13 protein-coding genes are annotated in these 16,892 nt (G+C 70.2%); 9 read left to right on the top strand and 4 right to left on the bottom strand.

All coding sequences use genetic code 11. From position 1 onward, the window contains the following. The first annotated feature begins 320 nt into the window (after window positions 1-320). From POL72_RS39985 to POL72_RS39975, 3 genes are all read left to right on the top strand, one after another. Window positions 321-1,049, top strand: a complete 729-nt coding sequence (locus tag POL72_RS39985; RefSeq protein ID WP_272102907.1) for a hypothetical protein — start codon at window positions 321-323, stop codon at window positions 1,047-1,049. A gap of 322 nt (window positions 1,050-1,371) precedes the next feature. Then, the gene (locus tag POL72_RS39980; protein WP_272102119.1) at window positions 1,372-2,268 is read left to right on the top strand and encodes an SUMF1/EgtB/PvdO family nonheme iron enzyme; all 897 of its coding nucleotides are present in this window, start codon (window positions 1,372-1,374) and stop codon (window positions 2,266-2,268) included. A gap of 205 nt (window positions 2,269-2,473) precedes the next feature. Further along, window positions 2,474-3,901, top strand: coding sequence for a hypothetical protein (locus POL72_RS39975; RefSeq protein WP_272102118.1), 1,428 nt, complete (start codon window positions 2,474-2,476; stop codon window positions 3,899-3,901). A gap of 92 nt (window positions 3,902-3,993) precedes the next feature. Here the strand turns inward: POL72_RS39975 and POL72_RS39970 are convergent, their stop codons facing one another. After that, window positions 3,994-4,563, bottom strand: a complete 570-nt coding sequence (locus POL72_RS39970) for a hypothetical protein (protein WP_272102117.1) — start codon at window positions 4,561-4,563, stop codon at window positions 3,994-3,996. A 1,266-nt stretch (window positions 4,564-5,829) separates the two neighbouring features. On the opposite strand from POL72_RS39970, the gene POL72_RS39965 reads away from it, so the two are divergent. Together POL72_RS39965 and POL72_RS39960 are read left to right on the top strand one after the other, a co-directional pair. Next, window positions 5,830-6,495: a class I SAM-dependent methyltransferase gene (locus POL72_RS39965; RefSeq protein WP_272102116.1), complete on the top strand. Its 666-nt coding sequence runs from the start codon at window positions 5,830-5,832 to the stop codon at window positions 6,493-6,495. An 89-nt stretch (window positions 6,496-6,584) separates the two neighbouring features. Further along, the gene (locus POL72_RS39960) at window positions 6,585-7,208 is read left to right on the top strand and encodes a hypothetical protein (RefSeq protein ID WP_272102115.1); all 624 of its coding nucleotides are present in this window, start codon (window positions 6,585-6,587) and stop codon (window positions 7,206-7,208) included. A 55-nt stretch (window positions 7,209-7,263) separates the two neighbouring features. On the opposite strand, the gene POL72_RS39955 is transcribed toward POL72_RS39960, so the two are convergent. Continuing rightward, on the bottom strand, window positions 7,264-8,373 hold the full coding sequence (locus POL72_RS39955) for a PhoH family protein (protein WP_272102114.1): 1,110 nt from the start codon (window positions 8,371-8,373) through the stop codon (window positions 7,264-7,266). 509 nt (window positions 8,374-8,882) lie between these two features. Here POL72_RS39955 and POL72_RS39950 point away from each other — a divergent pair. The 4 genes from POL72_RS39950 (at window position 8,883) to POL72_RS39935 (ending at window position 13,095) form a co-directional block, all read left to right on the top strand. After that, entirely contained in the window at window positions 8,883-10,334 is a 1,452-nt protein-coding gene (locus POL72_RS39950; RefSeq protein ID WP_272102113.1) for a porin, read from the top strand. 173 nt (window positions 10,335-10,507) lie between these two features. Then, window positions 10,508-11,791 carry a penicillin-binding transpeptidase domain-containing protein gene (locus POL72_RS39945; RefSeq protein ID WP_272102112.1) on the top strand — a complete coding sequence of 428 codons (1,284 nt, stop codon included), beginning with the start codon at window positions 10,508-10,510 and terminating at the stop codon, window positions 11,789-11,791. Window positions 11,792-12,236: 445 nt separating this feature from the next. Next, on the top strand, window positions 12,237-12,533 hold the full coding sequence (locus POL72_RS39940) for a hypothetical protein (protein ID WP_148314458.1): 297 nt from the start codon (window positions 12,237-12,239) through the stop codon (window positions 12,531-12,533). A 382-nt stretch (window positions 12,534-12,915) separates the two neighbouring features. After that, window positions 12,916-13,095 carry a hypothetical protein gene (locus POL72_RS39935; protein ID WP_272102111.1) on the top strand — a complete coding sequence of 60 codons (180 nt, stop codon included), beginning with the start codon at window positions 12,916-12,918 and terminating at the stop codon, window positions 13,093-13,095. A gap of 160 nt (window positions 13,096-13,255) precedes the next feature. Here the strand turns inward: POL72_RS39935 and POL72_RS39930 are convergent, their stop codons facing one another. Together POL72_RS39930 and POL72_RS39925 are read right to left on the bottom strand one after the other, a co-directional pair. Next, on the bottom strand, window positions 13,256-13,777 hold the full coding sequence (locus POL72_RS39930; protein WP_272102110.1) for a hypothetical protein: 522 nt from the start codon (window positions 13,775-13,777) through the stop codon (window positions 13,256-13,258). A 59-nt stretch (window positions 13,778-13,836) separates the two neighbouring features. Continuing rightward, window positions 13,837-16,887 carry a BamA/TamA family outer membrane protein gene (locus POL72_RS39925; protein WP_272102109.1) on the bottom strand — a complete coding sequence of 1,017 codons (3,051 nt, stop codon included), beginning with the start codon at window positions 16,885-16,887 and terminating at the stop codon, window positions 13,837-13,839. Window positions 16,888-16,892: the final 5 nt, after the last annotated feature.

Genomic DNA, 16,892 nt, shown 5'->3' with positions numbered 1-16,892 from the left:
TCCCCGCGGCCTGAGCAGCTTTTCAGCTCTTCCTGAACGGACGTCCGGAGGAGCCGGGCACGCCGGGCCTGGTGCCCGGGCAGGCGGACGGACGACCACGATGCTGAAATCTGTTCTTGACACTGACGAAATGCAGCTGAAACAAGCGGTCGACGGCGGCCTGCGCCGCCGACGGCGGAGGTGCGCCCCCGGAGCGTCGGCGTCGGACAGCTGGACCAGGCCGAAGAGCAGGATTGCGAGGGGAATAGGGGAGCCCCAGGTTCAGTCGAACGCACCAGGCCGTGGAACTCTTCCCTGACATTGTAGGAGGCACCGTGACCATGCTTGCTCGCCATCGCCATTCTTTCCTCGCGCTTACCTTCATCTTGCCCGCCATCGTCACCGGCTGCGTCGTGACCACGGAGGACACCGACAACGACGTGGACCAGACGGTCGGACCCGGCGTCACCCACGGGTCCACGAGCAGCGGAGGCGACGGCGGCGACGGCGGCCAGGGCGGCGACGGCGGCCAGGGCGGCGACGGCGGCCAGGGCGGCAGCGGCGGCGACGGCGGCCAGGGCGGCGACGGCGGCGGCGATGCGTGCGTCGAGGCGTCGGACGGCGACCTCACGGTCGCGGCCTGTGACGAGCTCAACATCTCGCCCGCGCAGGGGGCGACGAGCCAGTGCGGCGCGACCCGCGACGAGGACCCGATCGGCTACGGGCTCTGCAAGCACGGCTTCGCCGTCTTCTCCCCGGGTCACGCCGCGGACCTCGTGGACTGCCTGAGCGACATCGGTGTGGAGCGGGCGTGCGATGTCGATCCCGTTCAGGCGTGCATGAACCGCACGTACGCCAACGCGTGCCCGCACCAGGCCGACGAGATCTGCAACACCATCTCCGACTTCTGCGACGCCGGCACCTTCGACACCTCCAAGTGCGCGGCTCAGATGAACCCTCTCAACCGAGATGCAGCGGACGATCTCGTCGCGTGCATGAACGACAACCCCAATGTCTCCTGCCAGGAGGCTTACGACGGATGCTACGAGGACATCATGGCCTTCGAGTGATCCGGCCGCCGCCCCGGGTGCGCGGCCTGCGCGCCCACCGTGCGCGCTCTGCTCTCGCGGTTCTTTTCCCCTGGCAGTCGACGCACACCAGATGACCTCTGGGCCTCTCACCAGCTCACGCCCACCTTAGCGCCCCGTCGCGCGCACCCTCTCATGTAGGCCCGTTCGGGGAGCCCCCGAGCGCGGTATTCGGTTGCAAAAAAGATCGCGGGAAGGGATCCTCGGCTCCTCCGTGGCCAAGGACTCCTCCCGCCCGCGCCTGGCAGCTTCCGTTCCGCGATCGCCGGGGGCGCGTCCATTCCGCGGTGGAGCGCTGCTCGGCGTGCTCGTCGCGTCGGCCGGCTGTGCGCCGGGGTCGACGACAGCGGAGCAGATCACACCGCGCCTGATGGTGCGCGCGTCGCTCGAGGGGACCGCTGCCGTCCCGACCGAACGGCGCATCAAGGCCAAGGAGAGCGCGCTCGCTGCCGTCAAGGACAGCGCGGCGCTCGCGTCCGGGATGGAGTCCGAGATCGGCGCCACCCCGATGTCCTCCTCGGCGGGCAGCACGCGCTGTCCCGCGGAGATGGCCCTCGTCGACGATCGCGTGTGCGTCGACCGCTGGGAGGGCGCGCTGGTCGAGGTGACGCCGAGCGGTGAGCGCCCCTGGTCGCCCTACGATCCGATTGACGGGAACGAGCGCCGCGTCCGCGCCGTCTCCTGGCAGGGGGTCATCCCCCAAGGCTACATCAGCGGGCGGCAGGCCAAGATGGCGTGCGCGGCATCGGGCAAGCGCCTGTGCACTTCGGAGGAGTGGGTGACCGCCTGTCGAGGGCCGGACGACACGACCTTCCCCTACGGCGCGCTCCGCCAGCAGGGCGTGTGCAACGATGACGAGCGACGCGTTCACCCCGTCGCCCAGATCGCGGCGTTGCTCGACATCAAGCCCGAGGAGCGCTGGACGACGGCGATGAACAACCCGCTCATCAACCAGCTGTCCGAGGCGCTGCTCCCCACGGGCGAGCGCGCGGGATGCACCAACGCCTACGGCGTGTTCGACATGGTAGGCAACCTCCACGAGTGGGTCGATGACCCGAGCGGCACCTTCCGTGGCGGCTATTTCATGGACACGACGCGCAACGGCGAGGGCTGCAAATACGCCACGACCGCCCACTCCTTCGGCTACCACGACTACTCGACGGGCTTCCGGTGCTGCATGGATCCGGAGCAGGCCGACTAGTGCCGGCCGCGCGGCGTGCGGCCGGCGGTAGGGCAGACGCGGATCGAACGCGAAGATCGGGGCGATTCAGCGGGGAGACAGGGCGATCGCTGCGCGCGCATCCCTCCGTGACGCGACGGGCGCTCCGACAAGGCGGCTCGGGCGCGGCGCGAACGAGCGTGCGAGTCGTGGATAAGCCAGGGCGACACCAGCGAAGAGATTGCCGATGTTCGACTCCATAGTGAGCGCGCCCACGCGGCGCCGTGCCGCTGCGACCGCCCTTGCCGCCCTGATGAACCTCCTGGCGCTCGGCTGCGGGAAGAAGGAAAAAGCAGCGCCCATCACCGTCCCACCACCCCCGGGCGCAGCATCCTCGGATGAGCTCACCACCGCCATTGGCCAGGCGCGTGGCATCGATTCGGCGCTCGCGCCGTCGTCGACCCGATGGCGACGGGCGTTCGTGCTCGATGAGAGACGCGCCGTGGTGACAGGAGAGATCGAGAACGAGGCGATCGCGCTCGTGACCGAGAACGCAGGGCGGACCTGGCGATCTCTGCGGCGCGTCCGCGAGGGGTGGTCGACCTGGTCGGTCGGCGGAGACGGCGCCACGGTGCTCACCGCCGGTCCGCGCGGCCCGGCTCTCCCGGCGGAGACGCGCGGAAATCGAGGGACGCCGCCCGCGCTGGACCCGCCGAGCGTCTTCTTCGCTTCGTTCGACGCGACCGACCTCTCGGCGCCTTCACCGGTCACGCTTCCCGCGCTGAGCCGCGGAGCGCGGCCGCTGGTGAACGCGGTGCCCGCGGTGCTCTCCGCCGAGAGCGCCGCGCTGCTCGTGGAGCCCAAGCCTCGGCACGCGACCCTCGTCTATGCGGGGCCGGCGGGCGCCGAGCCGGTGCCTCCCGTCCCGCTCCCCACGCAGGAACAAGCGCTGCCCGTGCCTTATGGCCGCCCACCGGTGCTCCTGTCGGTGCGCGGACGCAACCTCCTCGTACGGCCCGTCCCCTCGCCGGGGAAGCCGCTCGACGCACCGAAGAGCGTCGAGGGACTCGCGATGAACCCAGCGGCGATTGCCGCGCTCTCCACGACACCAGCATGCGACTTCGCCGGGTGGTCGTTCCAGCTCGTGCCTCAGCCGCCCGACAAGACCGCAGTGGTCGCCGTCTCCGCTGCCCAGACAGCCGTGCTGAAGCTCCCGGCGAAAGCCGCGCCTGGAGCGTCGGTCGGCTGCGCAGCCGACCGGATCATGGTCGAAGTCATGACGCCCACAACCCGAGAGCCCACGCTCGCGACGTGTACCCTCCAAGGCACCTGCATCATCGCCGAGAAGCCGCCGTTTCGCCCCTGGCTGGAGCCGCATGAGCGGTCTGTCGCCCTGGCGCCCACACGCGAAGGGGTCACCGCAGTGCTGACCTCCCGCGCGGCAGCGCGATGGGGGCTCTATATCGCGCTATCGCCAGAAGCGGGGAAGATCTACGACGTCCCCAGGGTAATCGGCGAAGGCACAGGCGAGCGCGGCCGTATCGAGCTCGGCACCCTCCTCTCGTTCGGAAATCGACTCTTGATGCTCCTCCAAGCGGACGTCACCGGAACATCGCGCCGCGGCTGGTATGTCGTGGCCTCCGATGATGGCGGGCTCACCTGGAGCCCGCCCTGAGCTCCGTCTCGAACGGGACAACCATTCCAAACGCAACGCGTCAGCACAGCTTGCATCCCATCTGATGCTGACGTGCGCGGTGGTCCCCAGACCTACTTCGGAGGAGCGGCGGCCGGAGCGACGCGCTTGCGTCCCTTGGCGCTCGGCTTCTTCACAGGCGCAGGCCCCGCCGCGGTCTTGCGCGCGTTCGCGCTCGCCTGCTCGGCGGTCTTCGCGTCGCCTGCATAGCGGGCGAAGCGACGGTCGCCACCTTGGAAAATCCGCTTCTCCAGCTTCAGCTCCTTCAGCGCTGCGGCGGCGCGGGTCTGCGGGATACCCGCCTGCTTCGCCACCTCGCTCGCGCTGACGCCAGAGCTCGCTTTGACGACGCGCTCGACGGCATCCAGCGTCTCCTGACGCTCCGCCGACGCGGCCGGCGACTTGCGCGGGCGACCAGGCCGGCGCTTCGGCGCGGCGCCGCGCTTGGCCGCGACGGAAGACGTTTTGGACTGGACCGCTCCAGCGCGGGCGCGCGAGCGGCTGCGGCGCGGCGCCGCAGGAGGAACCAACGGCGCTTCCCCTGTCACGGCGCCCAGCTGATTCTTGACGAGCGCGAGGATCGCCTCGTCCGGCATCTTCCGCACGAGGTTTACAATCTGCTGTGAAAAGGCGTCCGTTGCCATGTGCTCTCCCTCGTCGCCGAATCCAGCTCGGCGGTTGGATACGACTATGCCGTTGCCACTTGCCTGGTCAAGCGAATTGAGGATAGAGGGCCGTCTTTTCTTTCAATAGGCGCTGCGGGCGGGCTCAATCGGAGAGCTCATTGGACGGGACGGCCCCGAACGGCTGGGCTGCTTTGCTCGACAGGCGCCGAGCGATGAAACCCTCGCCAGCGTCGATTGATGGCCGAGACCCCTCCCCCGCGCAGGACGGCCCCGAGGCCGCTCCAATCCTCTCTCGGCCCCCTTGACGATGCACTGCGGCATTGCGTGTCTCGGGTGCTCGGGTCTGGTCAGGTAAGCACCGTCCGAGAACCGAGCAACCCCGCGCCTCGGGCCGCGCCCGTCACGGGCGGCAATGCGGGCGCGCGCACAACCGCGAGGTGCAGCGACCCGGCGCGAGCTTCCTCACCCCCAATCATTGAAGCGCCTCACGCAGGGTGCGACCGCCTGGCGACCACACACAGGCGGCCGGTGCGTGGCTACATTGCACGCCCCGGGCGCACGACTGACCTATGCGGAGGCGTGATAGGATGCCCCGCTCGGCGGGTGGGGCGCAGCACGGACGCTTCGCTATGAGCGCCGGCGGGGGCGCGAGTCCGGGTCGAGCTCTCCGCACGACATCCGCTCATCACGCCGGGGATTGCGCGGACCCGGGCCCACTCTGGCCTCCCGATCGAGCGCCAACCCGCCGAGCTCTTCGAAATCACGACTCTGCCGCAGCCCCGCCGCCGGAGCCGCGCTCGGGTGGCGCAGTGCCGCTCTCCACGTCACGCGTGGCGGCTCCCGGCGGCTCCCGCTGGGTGGGCGCCTCTAGGCCGTCGTGTCCGGCGGACCGGTGTGTACGCGCAGCTCAGGCTCATCCCGCGAGACACCGCGTTACATAGCAGAGCGCCGAGGCGCGCTCGCCCTCGTCTTCGGCCGCTCCGATCGAGCCCTCCCGAGAGAGCTCAGCCTTGGGCCCCGCGCTCTCGAGCGCGAGTCCGCGCGTCCGCGCGTCCACCCTGGGGGCATGTCCTCTACGACATTGGCGCCCGCTCCAATGAGAGGAGGACGCCGGCGGGGAGCCGGCCCGCTCCGCCTCGACTTCTTCAAACGCCTTTCTGTCCATATCTACGACGCCCAGGATCCACCCCGCCCCCGCTCGACCTCCGTCCGACCGGCGGCCGAGATTGACCAGCCGCCGGCAATCGGTTGACACGCGCGTCGGCCGCGGAGAAGGATGCGCGCATGTCACTGGTGCGCGTGCTCGAGCCGGAGGTCATGGATACCGACGAGGACGCGCGGGCCTACGACAGCATGGACCACGCCGTCGTGAACACGGCGTTCTGCGACGCGCTCCTCTCCCACAACCCCGGTCTCGCATACGCCCTCGACGTCGGCACAGGGACGTGTCTGTTGCCCATCGAGCTTTGCAGGCGCGTCCCCGCGGCGCGGATCAAGGCGATCGATCTCTCCGCGGCGATGCTCGATCTCGGGCGCCGCCACGTCGAGCAAGCCGGGCTCACCGAGGCCATCGCGCTCTCGCTCGTGGACGCCAAGGCGCTGCCCGAACCGGATGAGACGTTTTCAGCCGTGCTCTCGAACAGCATCGTCCACCACATCCCGGAGCCGGCGCAGGTGCTGCGCGAGATGCTCCGCGTCCTCCGGCCCGGCGGCCTCCTGTTCGTGCGAGACCTGCTCCGTCCGGAAGACGAGGCGTCGATCACCGCCCTCGTCGACACGTACGCAGCGAACGACACGGCGTACCAGCGGGCCCTCTTCGACGCGTCGCTGCGCGCCGCGCTCTCGCTCGGCGAGGTGCGTGAGATGCTGCGCTCGCTCCGGATTCCCCCCGAATGCGCGCAGGTGACGAGCGACCGGCACTGGACCCTCGCGTTCCGCAGGGCGTCATGATCCGGAGGCGCCGCGCGCCGATCCGGGGCGCGGCGCGGGCACGTCAAATCGACGCGACGGCCAGCCCGGCTCGTAATAAAAGCGTCCACGTGAACGCCACCGGAACACGAGCTCGCCGGGCGCGCGGCGTTGCCCCCGCGCTCTTCCTGTCCTTCGCCATCGTCCTCGCGGCCTGCGAGGAGAACCCGCCTCGTCCGGGCGAGCCGGAGCGGCCCGCGCCCCCGCCGCCTCAGCCGAGCGCGGCGCTCGCGCCGCCCGCGGCCAGCTCGGCGACAGCAGAGCCCCCGAGCGCGGGCACGCCAGAAGACGCGGGCGCCGCGACGGGCACGCCCGCATGGCAAGGGACATGGGAAGGGCGCTACGACGCCAAGAAAGGCAGCGTCGTGATGCCCCCGAAGGTCAAGGACGCCGCGCGCCAGAAGGACGACGGGAAGCAGGCCACCGGCCCCGGGACGGTGACGCTGACCATCGAGCCGAGCGGTGAGCTGAAAGGCACAGCGAAGGGAGCGCTCGGCGACGCGACGCTCGTGGGAAAGGTCGAGGACGGCATGGTCCGCGCATCGGTCTTCCCCGTAGATCCGCGCGCGCCGAACGCGATGACCGGCGTCCTGGTCGGCGAGCTGAAGGAGAACGCCATCCACGGCAGGATCCGGGTGACCGGGCCCGATGCCCTCCTGGTGCGCGAGTCCCCCATCGATCTGAAGAAGAAATGATCAGCGCAGCCGAGCGAGACGTCGGCGCCGGCGCCTCGCTCGGCGGCGTCGCGCGTCAGCTCGCTGCGCCGGCTCCTCCCGGCTCGCCTGCCGGCGTGCGCCCCTGCGGCTCCTGCGGTGCAGCCCCGGCCTCTCCCGCCGCGCCGCCGCGCGCGCCGCGACCCGCCTCCGCCCGCCGCTCCTCGCGCTGGCGAGCCACCTCGGCGTCCCGTTGCTCGTACGCCACGATGATCCGCTGCACGAGCGGGTGGCGCACGACGTCGACCTCGGTGAACGAGCAGATCGCAATCCCCTCGATCCCCGCGAGCAGCTCGCGCGCCTCCGCGAGGCCGCTGCGCGCGCCGTGCGGGAGATCGACCTGCGTGACGTCGCCCGTCACCACGGCGCGGGAGGCGTAGCCGAGGCGGGTGAGGAACATGCGCATCTGGTCGCTCGTCGCGTTCTGCGCCTCGTCCAGGATGACGAAGCAATCGTTGAGCGTGCGGCCGCGCATGAAGGCCAGCGGGGCGACCTCGATCTGACCGCGCGTCACGAGGCCTTGCGCCTTGTCCGCATCCATCATGTCATGGAGCGCGTCGTAGAGCGGGCGCAGGTAAGGATTCACCTTCTCGGCGAGATCGCCGGGGAGGAAGCCGAGCCGCTCTCCCGCCTCGACGGCGGGGCGGGTCAGGATGATCCGCTTCACGCGGCGCTCGAGGAGCGCGTGGACCGCCATCGCCATCGCGAGGTAGGTCTTGCCCGTCCCCGCCGGCCCGATCCCGAAGGTCATGTCGTGCGATCGGATCGCCTGGATGTAGCGCTTCTGCGCCAGCCCCTTCGCCGAGATAGGCCGGCGGCGCGCCGAGATGAGGACGACGTCCTCGAACAGCTCCCGCAAGGTCATCCCCGGGTCGTCCCGGAGCGCCTGCACGCCGCGCACGTAGTCCTGGGGATCGAGGACCACGCCGCTCCTCAACATCTGCGCGGCCTCTGCCAGGCACCGCTCGGCGAGCGCGACCTTGTCGGCGTCGCCGGCGAGCCGGATCGTGTTGCCTCGGACGCCCGACTCGATGCCAAGAGTGCGCGCAATGAGCTTGAGATGCTCGTTCCCCGGCCCGGCGAGGGCCACCAAGGTGCTGTTGTCGAGCACCTCGACATCCGCCGTGATCCGCACGCTGGTCGTCATCCCGTGATCCTTCCCCGCCGCTGCCCCGACGCTCCGCCGCTGGCACGCGCTGCCATTCCATGAGCAGGACCTTGACGCGGCTCACATCTCGCTCGAATGTCGCGGTCGCTCGCCGTATGGCCTACACAGAATCGTAACGTCCTGGTCATATTTTCGCGTTGTAGTGCGTGCGAGATCCGGCGAGCGGGCGAGCCGCACACAGGGAGAACTGCATGAGGTTAGCTACATCGGCGCTGCTGGGCATGACTGTTACGCTGTCGGGCCTTTCGGCGCTAGCACAGCCTGGACCCCAGGGCCCAGCGCAACCTGCCCCGGCGCCGCCTCCGGCCGCTGCCCCGGCTCCTGCCGGCGCGGTTCCGCCCGCTGCCGCTGCCGCTCCGGCCCCCGCGCCGCCGCCCGACGCGGCGCCGCCCGCAGAGCCGCTGCCGCCCCCTGGAGCGGAGCCGACCGCCGCGCCGCCTCCGCCTCCGCCTGCGCAGGTGTTCGCGCCGACCGCCGAGGCCGCCGTCGTGAAAGAAGAGCAGCAGCCGCTCGCCGGCTGGCACGGCGGCTTCTTCCTCCGGGACGCCAACGACAACTTCCGGCTCTACCCGAAGGGGAGGCTGAACTTCGACTTCGCCAGCAGCTTCGGCGCCGGCGTGTCGGACGTGTCGGCGACGGGCGGTGGGAGCGCGCTCAAGCCGCGCTTCTTCATTCGCCGCGCGCGGCTCGAGGTGGCCGGCGAGTTCCTGAAGAGATTTTCCTTCGATGTCGACGTCGACTTCGGCGGCCAGGGGCTCGGGAACGCCAACGGCCGGACCGAGAACGCCGCCGGCCCGGCCGGGCAACCGCCGACGGCCGATAGCGCGCGCTTCGCGCCTGTCGAGAGCACCACCGCGAACGCCGTGCTCGCCGACGCCTGGATCAATTACTCGGTCATGCCCGCGCTCAACTTCCTGTTCGGGCAGCACCAGGCGTTCTTCTCGATGGATAACCAGACGAGCGACAACAGCACGACGTTCATGGAGCGCAACATCGCGACCCGGAGCTTCGCCTACCCCGAGGGCAAGGACATCGGCCTGACGATCTGGGGCGACGTCGCTGACAGGATGGTCGTCTACGGCGTCAGCGTGGTCGGCGGCGACGGGCAGAACCGGCCGGGCGTCGACAGCCAGTTCGATTTCATCGGCCGCGTGGCTGCGCGCCCGTTCGCGAGCGACAAGAAGGGGTTGCTCGCGAAGGCGCAGATCGGCGTCAGCGCGCGCTATGGCGACCGCGACCAGAAGTACGTGGGCTACGACTATGCGCCCATCAGGACGGGGCAGGGCTACACGCTCTGGGGCGCCGGCTACACGGACTCGCTGAAGCGCCCGATCCACGTCATCCCGTCGGCCACGCAGGCCGCGATCGGCGGCGAGCTCCGGCTGCCCATCAAGATGGTCGAGCTCCGGGCCGAGGCGTACTACGTCGCGAACCAGACGCGCGAGGGCGTGGAGGGCTTTCAGCTCACCAACACCGAACGGCTCGGGCAGGTGAAGGGGCTCGGCTGGTACGTGCAGCTCTCGGCGTGGCCGGTCGGCGACGCCTTCGTCAGCGGCGATCCCGGGTTCAGCCCGCGCCCGACGAAGGTCGATCTGACGAAGGAGCTCGAGAAGCCGAAGTCGGGGCTCGAGGTGGCGGCGCTCCTCGCGGGGATCAACGCGACGTACGACGGCGCGTCCCGCGGGGGTGGGTACGACGAGAAGACGCCGGGCGCCGAGGGGGGGCCGGGCACCGACCTCAACGTCATGCAGATCGGCCTCGCCGCGAACTACTGGTACACGAAAAACGTGCGGCTCGGCGTGAATTACAGCGCCTACCTGACGCCCGGCAGCGGCTCCAGCGAGAACCTCCTCCGGGTGCCAGGCAATACGGTGACGCCCGCCAATCCGGACGCGCACGCGCTGCACGAGCTCGGCGCCAGGGTCAGCATGTCGTTCTGACGCGCCCCCGCCCCACCGCGGCCGGCGTCCCGGCCGCGCCCTTCATCCTTTTGCCCTCCAACGATCCGCGCCGCGGGCGCTCCGCGCGGCGCGCCGGCGGCGCGGGAGCCCCGCGGCGAGCTCGCGCGCCTCAATTTTGGCCCAGGACAGCGTGGCGGGGTACCCGTCGGGCCATGCGCGACATGCGTCAGTGGATCGCCGTCGGTGCAGCCGTGGGGCTCGTGGCCGTGACCCTCCCCATGCTGCGCGAGCACGACGTCCAGCTCGGAGGGCTGCTCGCCAAGAAGACGACCGCCGGGAGCCCGACGATCACGCGGACCGTGACGCCGCCGCCGCTCACGGACCTCGATCTGACGCGCATCGACGACCGGAGGACCCCGCCCACGGCGCCGGCGCACGGCGACCGCGTCGCGGAGCTGACCATCGATCCGATGTACCAGCGGGCGGCGATCGGCTTCCTGCGGGCAGGCCAGGTCCCCGAGGGCGCGGTCGTCATGACCGATATCCGTACCGGGAAGGTGCTGGTCTGGGCGAGCTACGTGAACGAGGGGGCGATGCACGACGTCGCCGCGGAGGCCACCGCGCCGTCGGCGAGCGTCTTCAAGGTCGTGACCGGCACCGCCCTCGTCGAGGCCGGCCTGAGCCCGAACACCAAGCAGTGTTATTCGGGCGGCGAGCACTCGATCCGGCCGGCGGACCTTGTCGACAACAAGCGTCGCGACAAGTACTGCGCGACGCTCGCGCAGGCGATGGGCCGGAGCATCAACACGGTGTTCGCGCGGCTCGCCGCGAAGAACCTCGACCGCGAGAAGCTCGGCGCCGTGGCCGAGAAGCTCGGCTGGGGGCAGGACACGCCGTTCGATGTGAAGGTCGCGACGAGCACGATCTCGCTCCCGGAAGACGAGCTCGGCTTCGCGCGGACCGCGGCGGGCTTCTGGAACACGACGCTGTCGCCGTTCCAGGGGGCGAACCTGGCGACCACGGTCGCCAACGGCGGCGAGATGATCCGGCTCCACGTCGTGTCGAGCGTCAAGGACGAGGTCGGCGACATCTACCAGGGCCCGAGCGAGCGCCAGGTGCTCAAGCGGGTGATGGACGAGAGCACCGCCAACGCGGTGACCGCAATGATGGAGGCGACGGTGGATAACGGCACGAGCTACCGTTCGTTCCATGATCGCAACGGCCGCCCCTACCTCCCGGATATCCGCGTCGCCGGCAAGACGGGGACGCTCACGAAGCCGACGCCCGAGGGGCCCTTCTACACCTGGTTCGTGGGGTTCGCGCCGAGCCGCAAGCCGGAGGTCGCCATCTCCGTGATGGTCGCCAACAGCGCGAAATGGCGCGTGAAGGCGACGAACGTCGCATGCGATATGCTCCGCACCTACTTCGCCGACAAGGGCGCGCCCGGCGTGAGCGATCCGAACAACCGGACCGGCGCGACAGCCCAGCGCCGCTGACGCGGAGCTGACGAGCCGCCGAGCCGCAGCGCGCCAGGCCGCTCGCGGTGCGCCGCGCTGCGCAGATGCACCTGAACGCCGCGCCGTGCCCCCGGGCAAGGTCCACGCGGCCGACGAGACCGCGCGCATTGTCGGCCCGTCAGGCAGACCACTGCGCGGCCTGCACGAGGCCTCCGCAAGGCGGAAATCGTTCATCGCGATTTCCGCCCTCACCAGGATCCGGCGATGACGGTGCGCAACGGACCGCTGTGCCTGTCTGGGGGCCGACAGGTGTGCAGGATCATCGTCCACGCCGCGGGCCGCGGCAGCGATCGATTCATGGAAACTTTCCGCTCGGGGGGCCCGGCCCCTCCGGCTGGCCGTCCGCGGCGCGAAGGTCCGGGCCGCTCCGATGCAGCCGGACACCCTGGGCCAGGGTGGGACCTAGTTGCGAGAGGCGCTGCTTGTGCAGCTTGTGCTCGGCCGAGATCTGCGTGCTAGCATCTCTGTTGTGCAGGTTGTGCTCCGCAAGCTCGGCCGGGGATCACGCGCAGTCGTTGGCCGGCTCGTCCGTGCACCACGGAAAGGCTCGGTCATCGTCATCGAGTTCTCCGACGGAATGCATGAATACGTCACGACGCCGGTCAAGCGCGTGCTGCGCCTCGCCGGGCGCGAGGTCTTCTACATAGAGACCGTAAACTCCCGGTACCGCCTCGAGGTGCGCGGCCGCGAAGTCGCGCTGGACGGCGCGGTCGGCGGCTGAGCCCTGGCGGGTGCGGCTCAGGCAGCGCGGATCCTGCGCGAACGTTGCGGATCCTTCGGATCCTTCGGAACGAGCGCGCGCGCCTCTGATGTGACGGATGTGACGGATGTGACTGCTGTGACCGCGTGACCATGCGGCCGAAGGCGGGGAGGCGGAGGTCGCGGACGTCGACACCTGACGGCGGCGCGATGCACTGCACACTCGTCTAGCACGAGAACCGCATCTCCGGGCGCATTGCCCCTTGCGCTTCCATTCGCTCTTGGGCAGAGTCCCGCTCCCTTTGAGGGGCCCCGCGGTAGGCCATCCACCGGTGCAGGATGGGGCTCGCCTGGCGAGCTGTCGTCATGATGCCGCGCCCCCGACCGTGAGGAGATTGAAGCAGATGGGCAAGCGCGATCGCCGCCAGTCGATGAAGATGAGGCGCCGCAAGGCGCAGGCTGCCAAGAAGGAGCGCGCGAAGCGCAGCAAGCTGGCGAAGGCCCCGACGGAGGTCGCTGGCAAGGCCAAGAAGCCCCGCGCTCCGAAGAGCGCCGCTCCTGCGAGCCCTTCGCCGGCTGCTTGATGGAGTGCGAGGCGCGGTCGATCGGCCGCGCACGGCGCACCGCCCGTCGCATCCCCGCGCTGTTGCGATCCCGGCGCTCACCGAGGCCGCGCACGCCGGCGTCGTGCTCGTCCGCGCGCGTCCCGCTGCGCACGGCCGTACACCTCGTCCGCGGCGGCGATCACTCGTCGCGAATCACACGCGTGTGGAGGCTCCGGCCGGGCTGCCGAACCATGTCGGTCGCGCTCGCCGAATCGCCAGCCCCGTTCTGCGTGGGCCGGGGCGCATCGGGCGGGGGCTCGCCGAGGAGCCCAGTGTCGCCCTCTCGTCGCTCCTCGCCGATGAGCTCCCAATGGCCCCGTTCGTCGCGCCAGCGCTGCGCCACCCGGGTGCTGCGGACCGTGGCCTCGTCGTCCCGCAGCCAGAGGACGTCGAGGTAGACCTCGGCTTCATCGCGCTGGGTCATCTCGAAGCCGCCGAACTCCACGTCGACGACCCGGAGGCGGGTGCCCCACCCGGCGTGACGATTCATGAAATCCTGGCGCGCGTTCGAGCCGACGCGCTCGAGCGCGACATCCATGCGGCCGAACCGGGCAGCCGTGTTCATCTCGAGCGCCGCTTCGGTGAGGCGCTGGGAGTTGCTCGGGGCGATGCCGCAGCTGGCGAGGGGCAAGAGGCTCAGGGCGAGGAGGACGCAGCGCATGCCGAGCACCCTCGGCGAAGCGGTCGGCGCGGGCAAAATTTCCAGCAGGCGCGCGGCGCTCAGAACGAGTTCGTCGCGACGAAATAGAACTGACCGCCAGGGATCGCGAGATCGCTCAGGCCATAGGCGTACCCGAAGCGCATCTGCGAGGAGAGGACGTACCCGAGGTTCAAGCTCAGCCACAGCTCGCCGCCGACCGAGGCGTGCAGCTGGGGCGAGTAGAGCAGGCTCTTCCGCGTGAAGAGGGCGAGCTCGTCCATCTCGAAGCGGTTGAATGCGCCGCCGTGGTCGAGGAAGAGGCTCGCGTCGATGCGGCGCAGGTAGATCGGCAGCGTCACGAGGCCGCGGTCAGGCTGCAGGACGGGCACGCGGTACTCGAACGTCTGCGAGAAATAGGAGCGGCCGAACATCGCGCCCGGCGCGTAGCCACGGAGCGTGAACGAGCTATTCGTGACCCCGGTGAGCAATGAGTCGACGAGGGTGAGGTTCTCGAGATCGTACCCGCCCACGCCATAGTTGGCGCCCCGCGGGAAGTTGCCGCCAGACACCGCCCCGGCGACGCGAAACGCGAGGGTGTGATCGCCTGACCAGGGCATGGCGACGTAGGCGGTGAGGGCCGTCGAGAACGCGTAGGACGTATAGCTGCTGCCCGTCTCCGGGCCGGCGTAATCGAGGCCAGCGTTCAGCGACACCCCGCGCGGCGCGCCGGCGGCGTCGATCGAGCCCTCGGCGTTCGAGAATGCGTAGCCGAGGTGCGCGAGGTTCAGCGTGCCCCGCGGCGGGAGGATGGTGCGGGGCGCATACGGGTCGAGCTTGTCACCGATGGGGAGCTGCCCCTTGAACGCGGCGCTGCCGAACGACGCGCTCAGGGTATGCCGCGAGAACTCGCCGCGGATCGGATAGCTGACGCCCGAGGAGATCCCGACCGTCCGCTCGTCGTAGACGACGTTTCGGCCGTTGAAGCGGTAGCCGCCGCGCGGCGAGATGTTGTGGTACGCGCGGACGCCGAGGTCGACAGGCAGCCGGCCGTAGTTGTACCCGAGCAGGACGTTCGGGGCCGGCGCGTCCGGCTGCACGGTGAGCTCGCCGAAGATCGTGTGGCGACCGACGATGTCGGTGCCGGTCACGCTCACCGTGAGCGCGTTCGAGCCATAGCTCCCGGGCGCGTAGTCGAGCGTGATCGCGCGCGGCGCGAGCGTGGGAAGCGGGTTGTAAGGAACGCGCTGGAGCCGCGCCGCCGAAGGCTCGGCGGCGGGATCGGGGCGATCGCCCGGGGGCGGCGGCGCCGGGAGGAAGCGCGCCGGATCGAGCGGCATGGCGAAGAGGTCGTGGCCGCGAGAGGTATATCCAACATAGACAAGCGTCTTGCCATCGGGGCTGATCGCCGGGTGCAAGGCCCCGAGTCTCACGTTCGTGACCTGGCGCAGCGCGCCGGACGAGACGTCGTAGGCGTAGACGTTGTGGATGCCGGTGCGATCGGAGGTGAAATAGAGCGTCTCGCCGTCGGGCGACCAGACGGGGTTCATGTCGGTCGCGCGATCGCGGGTCACCTGTCGGAAGCTGCCGGTGGCGACGTCCACCACGCGGATGTCGCGATAGCCGCCGGCGGTCCAGACGCTGTACGCGAGGCGCTTGCCGTCGGGCGAGAACGACGGGGAGTAGGCCTGCTCGAAGCGGGCGCTCGGGACGAGATCGCGCCGCTCGGACAGGGCCCCATCCCTGGAGAGCCGCGCGATCTCCAGGTAGCGGGTGCCCTTGCTGTTGAGGGAGAAGGCGACGAGATCTCCGGTCGGGCTCACGTCCGGGGCCGAGGATCGGAGGCCTTGCGTCAACCGGCGCCGCGAGGGCTCGTCGCCGTCCGGCGCCGCCTCGCCGCGCGGGAGCAGGACCAGATCGTTCCGGTAGTAGTGGTTGCGCCACGGCAGGAGCGCCGTGAAGACCAGGTCACCCGCCGGCGTGAACGCCGGTCGCGAGGGCGCGTTGGTGCGCGCGACAAGCGCTTCGCGGCGCTCGCTCCCGGGCGCGGGCGCGGCGAGGGAGACGCGGTAGATACCGGGGCGCTCCCTGCCGTCGTCGCGGAAGTAGACGATCTCGTCTGCGTCGGTCCGGCGCGCGGCGGGCGGAACGAACCGCGGGTAGAGCGCCGTGCGCCCGTGGTAGGTGAGCCGCGCGCCCTCGCGGAGCCCGCGCGCCTCGACGGCCGCCATCTGCGCTCGGTAGAGCTGGCGGAGGTGGTCCTTCCAGCCCTCGTACAGCTCGACGTAGGTCCTGCCGGTCACGCGGCGGATGGCGCGGTTGATCCCCCACGGGATGAGCGACGCCCCGTAGTCGGCGGAGACCGCGCGCATCGTGTTGGGCCCGTAGACGTCGATGATCCAGCCCAGGAACCTCGATCCGTAGAGATACCAGAGGTTGCCCTGCGGCCAGCGGAACGCGGAGCTCGAGATCTGATCGAGCCCCGCGATGTTGTCCTCGAGCACGTCGGCGCGCAGGTACATGTCGAACATGCTCGAGCGCATCCGGCCGCCGCTCGAGTGGTGGCTCTCGCTCACCACGGCGAGCCCCTCGATGATCCACCGCGGCTGCACCTGGTTCGGCGAGAACGTCTTGCCAACGATCGCGTTCAGGATCGCCGGGATCCCCGACGTGTTGTCGATGTGCGCGATGTGCGTGAACTCGTGCGTGAGGAGATCGAGGTACCAGTCGTCGTAGTCGCCGAGCGTCGACAGGTCGTCCGGACCGGACGCGAGGAGGTGGATCGAGTTGTAGGGGAGCGTGCCGGCCGACCCGTTCGCCATCTCGGAGTCGTCGGTGATCAGGATCTCCGTGCGGCCCTGCGGGGCGTAGCCGAGCGCATCCTCGACGCGCCCGTAGATCGTCTCGGCGAGCGAGGCGATGCGCGCCGCGATGGGCTCGAGGCCCTGTGGATGGTGCACGCGGAAGTGGGCGGTCTCGAACGTCCAGAAGGCGAGCTCGGGGTCGCCCGTCGCCTGGGCCGGCCGCGGCGCGAGGAGCAGCAGCGCCGCGAGGGCGACGGCAGAGAGGACGGACGCTGCGCGGTGGAGCGGCCGGCTCGCTCGCGAGCCGGCGCGCGCGGGAGAGGAGTTCACCAAGA

This window comes from Sorangium aterium (genome assembly GCF_028368935.1).
Lineage (GTDB): Bacteria > Myxococcota_A > Polyangia > Polyangiales > Polyangiaceae > Sorangium > Sorangium atrum.
Note: the sequence above shows the minus strand (reverse complement) of the source record. Positions and strands in the feature narration are given on the sequence as shown.